Source organism: Devosia polycyclovorans (assembly GCF_042181575.1).
Lineage (GTDB): Bacteria > Pseudomonadota > Alphaproteobacteria > Rhizobiales > Devosiaceae > Devosia > Devosia polycyclovorans.
Genome location: NZ_CP170082.1, coordinates 1,195,995 through 1,210,134, shown reverse-complemented (window position 1 = coordinate 1,210,134; position 14,140 = coordinate 1,195,995). Strand labels below are relative to the sequence as shown.

11 protein-coding genes and 1 tRNA gene are annotated in these 14,140 nt (G+C 56.1%); 10 read left to right on the top strand and 2 right to left on the bottom strand.

What is annotated here, in order from left to right; translation table 11 throughout:
* The 3 genes from ACE4RL_RS06200 (at position 1) to ACE4RL_RS06190 (ending at position 2,834) form a co-directional block, all read left to right on the top strand.
* On the top strand, positions 1-987 hold the full coding sequence (locus ACE4RL_RS06200; protein WP_375599639.1) for a sugar kinase: 987 nt from the start codon (positions 1-3) through the stop codon (positions 985-987).
* Positions 988-1,056: 69 nt separating this feature from the next.
* The gene (locus tag ACE4RL_RS06195; RefSeq protein ID WP_375599638.1) at positions 1,057-2,049 is read left to right on the top strand and encodes a hydroxyacid dehydrogenase; all 993 of its coding nucleotides are present in this window, start codon (positions 1,057-1,059) and stop codon (positions 2,047-2,049) included.
* Positions 2,049-2,834: a sugar phosphate isomerase/epimerase family protein gene (locus ACE4RL_RS06190; protein WP_375599637.1), complete on the top strand. Its 786-nt coding sequence runs from the start codon at positions 2,049-2,051 to the stop codon at positions 2,832-2,834. The genes ACE4RL_RS06195 and ACE4RL_RS06190 overlap by 1 nt, the downstream gene beginning before the upstream one ends.
* 45 nt (positions 2,835-2,879) lie before the next feature.
* On the opposite strand, the gene ACE4RL_RS06185 is transcribed toward ACE4RL_RS06190, so the two are convergent.
* Positions 2,880-3,761, bottom strand: a complete 882-nt coding sequence (locus ACE4RL_RS06185) for an AraC family transcriptional regulator N-terminal domain-containing protein (RefSeq protein WP_375599636.1) — start codon at positions 3,759-3,761, stop codon at positions 2,880-2,882.
* 149 nt (positions 3,762-3,910) lie between these two features.
* Between ACE4RL_RS06185 and ACE4RL_RS06180 the strand changes: the two genes are divergently transcribed.
* Positions 3,911-4,861, top strand: coding sequence for an SDR family oxidoreductase (locus ACE4RL_RS06180; RefSeq protein ID WP_375599635.1), 951 nt, complete (start codon positions 3,911-3,913; stop codon positions 4,859-4,861).
* Positions 4,862-5,130: 269 nt separating this feature from the next.
* Here ACE4RL_RS06180 and ACE4RL_RS06175 read toward each other — a convergent pair.
* Positions 5,131-5,207: transfer RNA gene (locus tag ACE4RL_RS06175), tRNA-Arg, on the bottom strand.
* Between the two features lie 326 nt (positions 5,208-5,533).
* On the opposite strand from ACE4RL_RS06175, the gene ACE4RL_RS06170 reads away from it, so the two are divergent.
* From ACE4RL_RS06170 to ACE4RL_RS06145, 6 genes are read left to right on the top strand one after another with little or no spacing between them, the layout of a single operon-like run.
* Positions 5,534-8,287, top strand: coding sequence for a class I SAM-dependent DNA methyltransferase (locus ACE4RL_RS06170; protein ID WP_375599634.1), 2,754 nt, complete (start codon positions 5,534-5,536; stop codon positions 8,285-8,287).
* Positions 8,284-8,862, top strand: coding sequence for a hypothetical protein (locus tag ACE4RL_RS06165; RefSeq protein ID WP_375599633.1), 579 nt, complete (start codon positions 8,284-8,286; stop codon positions 8,860-8,862). Before ACE4RL_RS06170 ends, ACE4RL_RS06165 begins: the two co-directional genes overlap by 4 nt.
* Entirely contained in the window at positions 8,859-9,713 is an 855-nt protein-coding gene (locus ACE4RL_RS06160; RefSeq protein ID WP_375599632.1) for a hypothetical protein, read from the top strand. Before ACE4RL_RS06165 ends, ACE4RL_RS06160 begins: the two co-directional genes overlap by 4 nt.
* On the top strand, positions 9,713-10,891 hold the full coding sequence (locus tag ACE4RL_RS06155) for a hypothetical protein (protein ID WP_375599631.1): 1,179 nt from the start codon (positions 9,713-9,715) through the stop codon (positions 10,889-10,891). The genes ACE4RL_RS06160 and ACE4RL_RS06155 overlap by 1 nt, the downstream gene beginning before the upstream one ends.
* Positions 10,888-12,945, top strand: coding sequence for a DEAD/DEAH box helicase (locus ACE4RL_RS06150; RefSeq protein ID WP_375599630.1), 2,058 nt, complete (start codon positions 10,888-10,890; stop codon positions 12,943-12,945). The genes ACE4RL_RS06155 and ACE4RL_RS06150 overlap by 4 nt, the downstream gene beginning before the upstream one ends.
* Complete coding sequence (locus ACE4RL_RS06145) at positions 12,938-14,140, top strand: GIY-YIG nuclease family protein (RefSeq protein WP_375599629.1); 1,203 nt, start codon at positions 12,938-12,940, stop codon at positions 14,138-14,140. Before ACE4RL_RS06150 ends, ACE4RL_RS06145 begins: the two co-directional genes overlap by 8 nt.

Here is a 14,140-nt window from a genome sequence, read left to right as displayed (position 1 = left end):
ATGATAGACAACCAACCCCTCCCAAGACGCATCGTCTCAATCGGGGAATGCATGATCGAGATGAGCGGCGGTGAAGACCGCACCTATCGTCTCGGCTATGCCGGTGACACGCTCAACACCGCCTGGTACCTCCGCGCCCTGCTCGGCAAGGACTGGTCCGTCGACTATGTCACCGCTCTCGGTCAGGACCGCTACTCAAGCGATATCCGCGCCTTCCTCGACGACAACGGCATCGGCACCGGCCACATCCAGACCATTCATGATCGCCGTCCTGGCCTCTACATGATCCACAAGGAAAAGGGCGACCGGCACTTCACCTATTGGCGCGACAGCTCCGCTGCAAAACTTCTGGCCGACGACAAATCCGCCCTCGCCAATGCCGTCGAAGGGGCCGAACTGGTCTATTTCTCCGGCATTACCTTGGCCATCCTCGCCCCCCGCGCCCGCGGCCGCCTGCTCGGCGCCATCGTCAAGGCGCGCGACAATGGCGCCAGAATCGCCTTCGATACCAATCTCAGGCCCGCGCTGTGGTCGAGCCCCCGCGTCATGGCCGGCGTCCTCACCGCCGCCGCGAGCCTCTGCGACATCGTTCTGCCCACCCATACCGATGAGGCACCCCTTTTCGGCGACCAGACCATCGACGACACGGCCGACCGCTATCTCGAACTCGGCGTCGAGGAAGTCGTGGTCAAGGATGGCAGTAAGGAAGCGCTGATTGCCACGGCCAATGAGCGCATTCGTATAGCCCCACCGGTCAACGCCAACGTCGTGGACGCCACCGGCGCCGGCGACAGCTTCAACGGCGCCTATCTCTCTGCCCGCCTCACGGGCCAGAACTTGCGCGAAGCCGCCACCGCTGCCCACCGCACCGCCGGCATCGTCATCGGCCACAAGGGCGCACTGGTGGACCCGAAACTGGTTCAGCAGTGGCAGGGCGCCGCTCCGGCCGGCGTCCTCCACCAACAACCTGTCGCACTCGTGACGTAGCCCTCCCCACTTGCCCAGCGAGCACTCATGCCTTCCGATCCTTCAGCCAAACCGAAACTGATCTTCGCCATGAACGAAGGCCTCGTGCCACGCTTTTTCGGCACAAAGCAATGGGACCGGCTGAACGCTGCAGCGGAAATTCTCTCACCCAATTCCTTTACGGATTTCACGACGCCGGAGGCCTCCCAGCTTCTGCAGCATGCAGAGGTCATTATAGGCGCTTGGGGGGCGCCGCCGCTCGACGAAAAGCTTCTAGCCCAGGCGCCGAACCTGCGATTTGTCGCCTATGCCGCCGCCTCCATCCGCGCGATTACCACGCCCGCCTTCTGGCGTTCCGGCATAACCATTACCTCAGCGGTAGCGGCAATGGCCGTTCCTGTCGCTGAATTCACTTTCGCGGCCATCATCATGACCGGCAAGGACGTCATCAACTTTCGAGACATCAATCGCCAGAGACGCGGCACCCAGGGTTTCGGCTCGCGCATCCAGCTCGATGTCTCTCATCTGGGCAATTACGAGCGCCGTATAGGCATTGTCGGCGCGTCCAGAATTGGCCGTCTCGTCATCCAGATGCTGGTGCGCTCCGGTTACGCGGTGAGCGTGTACGATCCATTCGCCAGCGCGCCCGACATGGCGGCGATGGGAGCACAGAAGATGGAACTCGATCAGTTGATCGAGTGGGCTGATACAGTGTCGCTCCACGCGCCGATTCTGCCTGAAACGCGTCATATGATCGGGGCCAGGGAACTGGCGCTGATGCGCGACAACACAGTTCTCATCAACACCGCACGCGGCTGGCTTGTAGATCATGATGCCTTGCTCTCAGAGCTCCAGACCGGTCGCATCCGAGCCTGGATCGACACCCCTGACCCAGAACCGTTTCCACCCGAGAGCCCGTTCTACGATCTGCCCAATCTGGTCCTCACCCCACATATCGCCGGGGCCATGGGCAATGAAATGCATGGCCTGGCGACCGCAGCGACGATCGAGATCGAACGCTTCGCCAATGGCATGCCTCCGCTCGACCCAGTCATCGAACAATCACTCGACAGGATTGCCTGATGTCACTGGTCAACTGTTTCTCAACCTTGGGCTGCCCCCAGCTCTCCCTGCATCAAGCCATTGAGCTCGCGCAGGCCCAGGCCCTTTCCATGGTGGAGGTCCGCACGGTTTCCGGCAGCAATGACCTGCCGGCCGTTCTCGGCCAGGAATTTGGCAACCCCGAGGAACTGACGGCGTATCTCGCGGACACAGGTGTCGCGATTCCGGTCGTGGGTAGTTCGCACCGCCTGATCGGCAACGCCTTCGACTTCCAAGAGCTGCAAGAGTTGGCGCGTTGGGCTGACGCCGCTGCAGCACGGTTTCTGCGCGTGTTCGATGGAGACGGTGATGCTCTCGATGCAGGGCTGCTCGACGGCGCCCAGGCACGCTACGAACAATGGGAGACGATGCGAGCCGAGCAGGGAATTCAGGTTCGTCTCCTCATCGAAACGCATGGCGTGCTTTGCGCCCATCCGGCACTCGAGGCATTCTGCAATCGCCTCCCGACCATTCCCATATTGTGGGATACTCATCACACATGGGCCGCAGGCAACGATCTGGCAGCCACCTATGAAACCATCGGTCAGCGACTTGCCCACGTCCACGTTAAGGACAGCATCATCACCGACGGAAAGCGCCGCTACGTGCTGCCCGGCCAAGGCGATTTTCCTGTCAGTATTCTGCTTGAACTACTCCTAGATGAGCGGACAAGCGCGCCTGCAATCAGCCTGGAATGGGAGAAGCACTGGCACCCTGAACTCCCGAGCCTGGAGCTGGCTTTGGCAGCCGCCACAAGCTGGCGCTGACTTCGCCTCTCGTTTGCTGTTCAGGGACCACCTGTACCGCTTGGTCTACGCGCTGCCCACGGAAAGCTGCGTCCAGACGCGGGGCGACTGGCCATACATGCGCTTGAATTCGCGGCTGAACTGGGATGGGCTTTGATAGCCGACATCCCAGGCGGCCTCGGACACCGTTCTGCCACTGGCAATTTTCATTGCCGCCGTGTTCAGCCGCATCGACTTCACGAACTGGATCGGGGACAGCGTCGTGGCCTCTTTGAACCGGCGGTGAAACACGGCCCGGCTCATGCCGACGTGCGCGGCCATATCGTCGATGGTGACCGGTTCGTTCAGGCGGCTGGACAGATAGTCGATGGTCCGTGCGATCTCGTTGCCAACCCCGAAGGCGCGCCGCGCAACAGCACCCGCTTCGCCCCTCAGCACGGCATAGTAAAGTTCACGCAGGCGGCCCGGACCGAGCACCGCGCTGTCCATCGGGCTATCGAGCAGCTCCAGCAGGCGGAACAGCGCTTGCGTGAAATTGGCATCCCATGGCGACAGGGCCAAAGCCTGCGAACTTGAGGCGTCGGACCGGCGGACGGCAGGCGATATGCTCTCCATTTCCATGGCAATTTCTCGCATCAGCCGTGGGTCCAGAGAGATCGTGACGCCCAGCAGTGGATTGTCAGCCGAAGCCTGCGGCGAACCCGCCTCAATGGGAAGTGTCATGGGACACAGCAGGTACCGGCTGCTGTCATAGACGTGATGCTCGCCGTCCAGCACGGCTTCCTTGGCCCCGCTGACAATCGCGACAATGGTTGGCTCATAGACCGCAGGCACGCAGGGTACGGCTTTGCACACCCGGAAGAGCTGCACGCCCCCGAGCGCGGTGTCCACCAGTCCGGCCTCGGGAAGGCGGCGATCGATCAGCTGCTTGATCTGTTCCTTGTTCATGCCGTCACGCTGACAAGGAAATTGTCGATTTGCAATGGGGTTGAGACGATCAGGCAAGTTTTCGCCAAGATCGCGCATGTTTTCGGCTGTCGGGGAGGGCTATCTGTTCTCTTGAAAAGACACCACGCCCATGCTGGCAGGAGAACGCAATGGCTGATACGACATTTGGACCGCAAGGCTGGACCCCCGAGCGCCTCGGCGACCTCACCGGCAAGACCTATCTCATCACCGGTGCGAACGCCGGGGCAGGTTTCCAGGCAGCGCGCACGCTCCTCAAGAAAAACGCCAGTGTGGTGATGCTCAACCGCTCGGCCGACAAGTCAGAGGCTGCGGTGGCGGCGCTCAGGCAGGAATTCGGTGCCCGCGCGGATGTCAGCTTTGTTCGCATGGACCTCGCTTCGCTCGCCAGCGTACGCAATGCGGCCGCGCGCGTGCTGGAGACCGTTTCCCGCATCGACGCCCTGATCTGCAACGCCGCCATCGCGCAGGTGCCCACGCAGACGCTGACCGAGGACGGCCATGAGAGCATGCTGGGCACCAACCATTACGGTCACTTCCTGCTCTGCGGTCTGCTGTTCGAACGGATCGCGCAAACCAGGGGCCGGATCGTCGTCGTCTCCAGCCTGGGTTACAATATGGGCATCAGGACGATCCAGTTCGACGACATGAACTGGGACGGCAATTACCACCAGAACAGGACCTACTCACAAAGCAAGCTGGCGCAGATGATGTTCGCCTATGAACTGCAGGACCGTCTGGCTGCAGCGGGCCGAACCGAGGTCAAAGTCTATGTCTGCCATCCCGGCTCCTCGCACACCTCGCTCATCACCACGAGCGGCAATTGGATAACGCGGTTGATGTTTAGCCTGATGGCCATGACGCCCATGGTCCAGTCCGCTGAGAAGGGCTCATGGCCGGAGGTCATGTGCGCCACCCAGGATGGTCTGGAGCAGCGCGCACTTTACGGCCCAACCGGGCGCGCGGAATTCGTGGGTCCGGTCGGCAAGGGCACGCTGCATCCCCACGCCTACGACAAGCATGTCATGGAACGGCTCTGGACCCTGTCGGAAACGCAAGTGGGGTTTAAGTGGAAACTTTGAAAACGCATTGCTCGTCGTCGGGCATGGCTCACCTAACCGTGGCTGACGTTCGCCCACGTTTTTGGATGCACGTTTCCCCCGACGCAATTGCGTGAAAAGAGTGATCATAGGCCCCATCCGGCCGTGCTTGCACTGAAACGGCAGCTAACGGGAAGCCGAAGACGCAACCGAAACGACCGTTTAGAGAGCGGTTGCTGCCAGCGCACCAGCGATAGAAACAGCAATTTCGCGAATTTTCAGCCCGATTGCTAGCTAGATAGCTAGCATAGTGGCGCGCCCGAAGAGATTCGAACTCCTGACCCCCAGATTCGTAGTCTGGTGCTCTATCCAGCTGAGCTACGGGCGCGCAGTGCCGAGCATCGTCTAAGTCACTGTAATTCCTGCACTACTGGCAATTTCTATTTTTGTAGAACTATCGTTCGACGCGGTTGAAAGCAATGGTTTCCTCGACCGCTGTGACGCTAGTGTGACAGGAAATGACGAGGTTGCTCCCCCACACACGCCGTGAGGGCAGACTTCTCGCAGAACAATTTCACACCTATTCACCCACCGACGAGGACCATGAGTTTGGGATATCTGCGATCGGCAGCTTTGATATCCCGACGCGCCTGCTAAGTTCACGAGCGACAACAGTCGAAACGCTTCGGAACGACTGAGCGCAAGAGAAGTGTTATGAACGCTGTTGAGATCGAAGAAGCTAGCTCAGCCCTGGCTGAACAGCCGTTTGACCCGGCTGAGTTCCCATACGCTTTCTTGTTAGCCTTCGGGAACAAGGAAACGACGCTGAAGCGCCTGCGCTCGGGCACATCGAATAAGTCCGATCTGGGCGGAGTGCTACAAACCAATAACATCCATATTTCAGTTAGTCCGGAAGGACAGGTTAGCGAGACGCTGCGCGCGCTGCGTGAAAGCCCCAGGACGGCCAGCGCCAAAGCAAAATTTATTCTCGCCACAGATGGGAAGGAGTTTGAGGCTGAGGACATTATCAACGGTGAAACTGTTGCTTGTGCCTACAGCGATTTCCCGGACCATTTTGGTTTTTTCCTACCACTCGCTGGGATTTCGACGGTCAAACAGGTTCGCGAAAGTGCCTTCGACATCAAGGCGACCGGGCGGCTGAATCGCCTCTACATCCAGCTTCTCAAAGACAATCCGGAATGGGGCACCTCAGCCAAGCGGCCGGAGATGAACCATTTCATGGCCCGCTTGATCTTCTGCTTTTTCGCAGAAGATACGGACATCTTTCATCCCTCATACAGATTCACCGACACTGTTGCGCGCATGAGCGCGAAGGATTCTTCAAACACTCACGAAGTGATCAGCGAAATCTTTCGCGCGATGAACACCAAGACGTCCGAGAAAGACGCCGTAAGCCTTGCACGCTGGGCCGATGGCTTCCCTTACGTCAACGGCGGCCTGTTTTCAGGCAGTACGGTGGTGCCGCGCTTCAGCAAAATCGCGCGAACCTACCTGCTACATATTGGTAGTCTCGACTGGACCAAGATCAACCCGGACATTTTTGGCTCGATGATCCAGGCCGTCGCCGACGACGACGAGCGTGGTGCGCTCGGTATGCACTATACCAGCGTGCCGAACATCTTGAAGGTGCTCAACCCTCTCTTCCTTGACGATCTCGGGGCTCAACTGGAAGAGGCCGGTGACAACGGGCGCAAACTACTGAATCTGCGCAATCGAATGGCACGCATCAGGGTGTTTGATCCCGCCTGCGGTTCAGGCAACTTTCTCGTCATCGCTTACAAAGAGATGCGAGCCATCGAGGCCGAGATCAACAAGCGACGTGGCGAAGATGATAGACGCACGGAAATCCCGCTCACCAATTTCCGTGGGATCGAGCTGAGAGACTTTCCAGCTGAAATTGCTCGGCTCGCACTAATCATCGCGGAGTTCCAATGCGATGTGCTTTATCGTGGCCAGAAGGAAGCTTTGGCTGAGTTTCTGCCCTTGGATGCGCAGAACTGGATAACTTGTGGCAACGCGCTCCGGCTCGATTGGCTAAGCATTTGTCCGCCAACCGGCACCGGGGTAAAAATGCATGGCGACGATCTCTTCAATACGCCCCTCGACCAGGCGCAGATAGATTTCGAAAACGAGGGAGGCGAAACCTATATCTGCGGGAACCCGCCGTACGTTGGTAGCGCGAAGCAAACTGCTGAGCAGAAGGACGACGTTTGTCATGTGTTCGAGCCACATACCAAGGTTTGGCGCTCTCTCGATCTCGTGGCGTGTTGGTTCCTCTTGGCCTCAGATTATTTTCAGCACACAAAAGGCACATTCGCCTTCGTGAGTACCAACTCAATTTGCCAAGGTGAACAAGTGCCAATTCTGTGGCCGCTCATCTATCGAAAGAAGATGGATATATATTTTGCATATACTTCTTTCAAATGGGCGAATCTTGCGAGTCATAACGCTGGCGTAACAGTTGTGATTGTTGGTGTGGGTGCGGAGGACGGCAGGATCAGGAGCCTCTTTGATACTGATACGGACGGAAAAACTGCCGTTCGAAGGGTAAGCAACATCAATGCTTATCTGATCCCAGGACAACGAATCATTGTGGAGCCCAGATCCAAAGCAGCTGACGACCGGGGCTTCATGATACGCGGCAATATGCCCACGGACGGTGGCAATTTACTGCTCAGCGAGTCTGAAAAGTTAGCATTGCATATTTCGTCACCGGAAGCAGATCGATATGTCAAAAAGTTTGTGGGGGCCCAAGAGCTAATCAACGGCATTCAGAGATATTGCATTTGGATTGAAGACGATGAGGTAGATAAAGCTTCGGAGATTCCGGAACTCCAAGTGCGTATGGAGGGGGTCCGTCGTATGCGCCTTGAAAGTAGTGCATCTTCCACACGTGAATATGCGGCGTATCCACACAAGTTTCGACAGATACAAGGTATTTGCAGCCAAGATTGTATTGTTGTGCCGAGGGTTAGCTCAGAGAATAGAGACATATTGCCCGTTGGTTATTTCGACAAAAACACAATCGTGGGCGACAGAAATTTCGCTCTGTGCGATGCACCGCTTTGGAATTTTTCAATCATTGCATCACGACTGCATTGGTCTTGGATTGGGGCTGTGTGTGTACGAATGCGTACAGATTTCTCCTACTCTAACACCCTTGGTTGGAACACATTTCCGGTCCCTAAGCTCACTGAAAAAGATAAGGCGGATCTGACGCGTTGCGCTGAGGATATCCTCTTAGCGAGAGAGGCGCATTATCCGGCAACCATTGCCGATCTCTATGACCCCGAAAGCATGCCGGGCAATTTGCGCGCTGCCCATGAGCGTAATGATGAAGTACTGGAGCGTATCTATATCGGACGCCGCTTTCGCAATGACACCGAGCGGCTAGAAAAGCTCTTTGAGCTCTACACCAAAATGACCAAGACCAAGGGGGCGGCATGATTGAGGCCCTTATCGGATTGCTCGGTGTTCTCGTCGGGAGTGCTATTACGACCGCTAAGGAGGTATGGACTTCCCGCCTGCAACACCGTCGTGACGGCTCGTTCTCCGCGATACGACTAATCTGCATCTTGGAAGAATACGCAGATGCTTGCGTCAGCGTTGTCTTTGATGATGGCACCGCATATGGGCGCCCCGCAGGAAGAACCGAGTCCGGCGAGGAATATTGTGAACCTCAGGTTGAAGCACCGGCTCCCCTGGAATTTCCCGAAGACATTTCCTGGCGAAGCCTGCCTGAACCCCTAATGCATAGGGCTCTGGCATTGCCCAACAAGGCAAGGAGCACCAGCCGGGCGATCTCGGCTGCAAGCGAACATGCTTTTCCGCCGGACTATGAGGAGGTCTTCAGCGCGCGCCAGGAGGGCTACGCACTCTTGGGATTGGATGCGTTGGAAGTCGCAGAAGATCTCCGCAATCACTATCGAATAGCCGTAAAAAGCCACGTTCAATTCAATACTGAGTGGAATGCCATGGTGTTTCTCCGGGAGAAAGTAGCGGCTTTCAAGGAGGCGGCATGAGTGCATTTAATCGCATGACCATGGTTGCTGCTGCCGAGGTACTGGCAGCCTTTCATTCCCACAGCGACATGGAAGTTCTAGAGGTCCAATGGGGCATATCAGGCCGGTGCGCGGGTTCAAGTAAGTCGGCCCGCATTGCGGACTTGGCGCGAATTGCCGCCGATGAGCAGCTTGAGGTGATGACTATCGATGGCATGGTGCCGATTGCTCGCACCCTCATCGAGGCTGCAATTCTTGCACCTCCGAGCACCAAGAATACCCTTGGTTGGAAGAAGCTTATCGCTGGATTGCGATTTGATGGCTTCGAAGTTGTTGAAGAGCGGGCAGAGACCGAGCCGGAGTACCCGTGGCGGCAAAGTACGACCGAAATCACGGTACGGCTTGTCCGAATGCTGCCTGGTGATATTCCGGAACTGGATTTCCGAGAGGCCGGAAACGAGGTTGAGCTGTTGCTCGACCGGCATGGGTTGGTTGTTGCTCGTGGACATCTGCGACAGGCGATGTCTGCGTTCGGTCGAGGCGAATGGGCCTCTGCAAATGGTGCACTACGCAACTTCTTCGAGAGTTATCTCAATGAGATCGCTGATGCCCTCGGATATCAGGGTCAGGGAGACGGCAAAGTCAAGCGTGACTTCTTGGGTAATATCCAGCCGCCCTTCCTGTTGAGCCAATACAACGAGTGGAATGAGAACAACCAAAAACCGCAATATGTACAGGGCCTCATGAGCCGGATGCATCCGCATGGCGGTCATCCAGGGCTCTCGGAAGAGGAGGATGCCACCTTCCGTTTGCAGATCAGCTTGATCACAGCCCGCCTGCTTTTGCGTCGTTTCGATCAGTGGGGGCGCTAGTGGCGGAGGGCACAAAATACCGGCCCGGCGGCGATGCCCAGGCCATCCAAAAAGTTGCCAATGATTTCTACGGCAGCTTCCGAAATATGTTCGAAATCCACGGTTGGGACTTGCCTGGCAACAAGATGATGACGTCTGACCCGTCCCTTATCGTGCAAACCTACGGAAGTATTCAGCGCTTCGAAGATCTGCACGAACCAAGCGATATAATGTCACCCATGCAGGCGATCTATCGTGAGCCGCCAAATGTCTGGCTTACGAGCTTCTATGGGTTCCGCCCTGAAAAATGGGGTTTTCTTGGATTTACCGACGAAGGGCGCAGGCGGAGCTTTCTCGACGACAGTGAGCCCGGAGCGCTTGTGGTCATCTACGGTGCTGGCAAAGCGAGCAAAGACCTCTGGGGTAAGGTGATAGGCATTCAGCAGTGTTCACACCAAATTGGTCATGCCCGCCAGTTTATGTCTCCCAATGAATGGAATGCAAAAGAGCGCAATTCCGAAAACGCTGGAAAGTGGAATTTTGCCGTCAAAGCGACGCGGGCTTGGCGGGTCACTCCGGAATCTCGGCTGGATGTCGAAGCGTTCGCCCCAGAAGCCACGGCGACCAAAGCTTGGCAGCATATCGGCGCACGTGGGGTTAAGCTCTCGCGCCAAGAGGCTCTCAGAATTCTCAAGCTCGATTTGCAGGAAGTCGATGTCTATGGTGAGAACCCGATTATCGCTTCCGCTGTTGGGGCTGCGAAGGAAGTGCTCGCGCCAAGCAAGGCTGGGCCAGTTTCCCAAAACCCGTTCGTCACCAAAGAATCTGAGGGCCCGAAGCACCTTTATATCCTTCGGCTACTGGGGGACACTGAGGCCTTCCTTGGCAAACCTGCACATGGACGTACAATCGTAAAGGCGGGCTTCTCCAAAAGCCCGCAGACTCGGCGCGATGACCACAATCGAGCCCTCCCTCGCTGCGCCTTTGAATGGGAGGTCATGTATTCTGGTCTTGCCTCAGGGTTTGAAGCCTATCCTACTTCAGACCATGCAAAGGCCGGTGAGCGGAAAATGCAGGAAATACTCTGTAGACAGCCCGATGGAAATTCGCTTGGCGGAGAATTTTTCTTGGCTGATAATGCTTTAATTGAAGAAGCGTGGCAAAAAGGCAATATTACAGCGAAAGAATACTCCAAATGAAATCGACAAACGTTCCGTCCGTATCCGTTACCTACGCTCAGAATGGCAGCTCAACGCAAGCCAATGAGATGGGTATGCGTCCTATGCAGGTGGACGTTTATGCAAAGCGTGGCGAGCAGTATCTGCTGATCAAGTCACCGCCAGCGTCCGGAAAAAGTCGCGCCCTGATGTTCGTAGCGCTCGATAAGTTGCACAACCAAGGCCTCCGCCAGGCCATCATTGTCGTCCCTGAAAAATCGATTGGTGTTAGTTTTGACAGTGAGGCACTGAGCAAGCACGGCTTTGCCCATGACTGGATCGTTGAGCCAAAGTGGAACCTCTGCAATGCTCCCGGATCAGACAACGGTGGCAAGGTCAACTCGGTCTCAGCTTTCCTTGAAAGCGACGACAGGGCTTTAGTCTGCACGCATGCGACTTTCCGCTTCGCAGTGGAGAAGTTTGGTGTTGAGGCGTTCGATGACCGACTCATTGCCGTCGATGAATTTCATCATGTGTCGGCTAATCCCGATAACAGGTTGGGCCAGCACCTGGCGCAGTTCATTGCTCGCGACAAAGTTCATATTGTCGCGATGACCGGCTCGTATTTTCGCGGGGATGCCGAGGCTGTGCTGATGCCTGAAGATGAGGCGCGCTTCGACACCGTCACCTATACCTACTACCAGCAGCTCAATGGGTACAAGTACCTGAAATCGCTGCATATCGGCTACTACTTCTACGCAAACTCCTACGTCGACGACATTTTGAAAGTGCTCGACCCCGCCGAGAAAACCATTGTGCACATTCCCAATGTGAACTCGCGCGAAAGCACCAAAGACAAGATAAAGGAAGTCGAACACATCATTCATGAGCTCGGCACCTGGCAAGGCACTGATCCGCAGACCGGATTCCAAATTGTCGTGACCAAGGATGGCCGTACCCTAAAAATCGCGGATCTCGTTGACCCTGAGCAGCAAGCTCGCGTTCAGGCGAGCTTGCGCGCTCCTGAAATGAAGACAGATCGAGATTATGTCGACATCATCATCGCGCTCGGCATGGCCAAAGAGGGTTTCGACTGGATTTGGTGCGAGCATGCGCTGACGGTCGGCTACCGCTCAAGCCTGACAGAAATCGTTCAGATCATAGGCCGAGCAACAAGAGATGCGCCTGGAAAAGAAAGTGCGCGCTTCACAAATCTCATTGCCGAACCAGATGCGTCTGAAGAGGCGGTGACAGAGGCAATAAACGATACGCTCAAGGCCATAGCCGCCAGCCTTTTGATGGAACAGGTCCTGGCTCCGCGCTTCACCTTTACTCCCAAGAAGCCTACGAATGAGGCCGTTCCGGGTTTTGAGTACGGAAACGAAGGCTACGATCCTGCTAGATGCAATGTCGGTTTCAACGAAGCCACAGGGCAATTCCAAGTGGAAATCCTCGGTCTCGTTGAGCCAAAATCAAATGAGGCAAACCGCATATGCCAAGAGGACTTAAACGAGGTCATCACAGCTTTCGTGCAAGACAAGCAGGCATTGGAACGCGGACTTTTCGACGGTGAACATGTAGGCGGAGATACTCTGCCTGAGGAGCTGACGCAGCTCCGCATGGGGAAAATCATTCGAGATCGCTATCCCGAGCTTGATGAAGAGGACCAGGAGGCTGTGCGCCAGCACGCTGTGGCCGCACTTAACTTAGTACAAAAAGCGAAGGAAGGCGTCCTTAGTTCTGGAGTGTCAGATAAGGCGAATACCGCGTTGATAGATGGCGTGCGTAAGTACGTCACCGACGTCCGTGATCTTGATATCGATTTGATCGATAGCATCAATCCGTTCGGCGAAGCCTACGCGATCCTCGCCAAGACCATGAGCGAAGATAGCCTAAAGCAAGTTGCTGCAATCATCTCGGCTCGGAAAGTCTCGATGAGCCCTGAAGAGGCACGCGATCTCGCGAAGCGCGCATTGAAGTTCAAGCATGAGCGCGGTCGGCTTCCCTCCATCACAAGCGCTGATCCTTGGGAGAAGCGTATGGCCGAAGGAGTAGCATATCTGGCCCGAATGAAAGCTGAGGCCGCTAATGGTTGAATTCACGGATGATGATGATGCCCTGCTGGCAGAACTAGGGGTTGAAGTTGAGACAAAGAAGATCTCAGCGCTTACTCCAGTGCAGGAGCGGGTTATCGCGGGCTTCGAGGAGATAGTCCGCTTTGTTGATGAGCAGGGTCATTCACCCGAACACGGTGAAGAGAACGATATTTTCGAGCGCATCTATGCGGTCCGTTTAGAACGGCTACGCACAATGGCAGAATTTCACGCTCTGCTGGCGCCTATAGACCGCTTTGATTTGCTGAGTGCCGGAGGGCAAGTTGCTCCGATGGCAATTGACGACTTGGACGATGATGCGCTTCTGGCGGAACTTGGGGTTGAAGCGGCAAGTCCCAACGTGGCGGAGTTGCGTCACGTGCGTTCAAGCGCTGAAAAACGTGCCGCCGAGGAAATCGCAAACCGTGAACGCTGCGAAGACTTCGAGCTGTTTCGACCGCTTTTCGACCAGGCAAAACGTGAACTTGAGACTGGCGTTCGAACAACCCGCCCCTTCGTAAAAGACGCTGGCTTCTTGAAGGCAGAGATCAAAGAAGGTCAGTTCTTTATCCTGGGCGGACAGACCGCTTACGTTGCGGCTGTGGGCGAAGCAATCAAAGCGCCTAATGGAGAATATGATGCACGATTGCGACTCATCTATTCAAATGGCACCGAGAGCAACCTCCTCCTGCGCTCTTTGCAGCGCGCCCTTTATAAGGACGAAGCAGGTCGCAGGATAACCGAGCCAAGTGCCGGACCTCTGTTTTCGGGCGAACGGGCTGAGGAAGACTTCGCTAGTGGAACTATCTATGTATTGCGAAGCAGATCAGAGCTACCATCCATCGCTGAAAATCGAGAACTCATTCACAAAATCGGTGTCACGAGCGGAGATGTTAAGCGCCGTATCGCGAACGCCAAGCTCGATCCCACATTTCTAATGGCCGATGTCGAGATCCTCGCCACGTATGAGCTCTACAACATAAATCGAACGAAGCTGGAAAATCTCATCCACCGCGTGTTCGATACCGCTCGACTCAACGTTGCAGTCAACGACCGGTTGGGAATTCCAATTGTACCGAAAGAGTGGTTCTTAGTCCCACTACACATCATCGATGAAGTGGTCGATAGGATCAAGGACGGCACGATTTCGCGATATGTGTACGATCCAAAGAAAGCATCGCTGATCGAAGTCGACTAG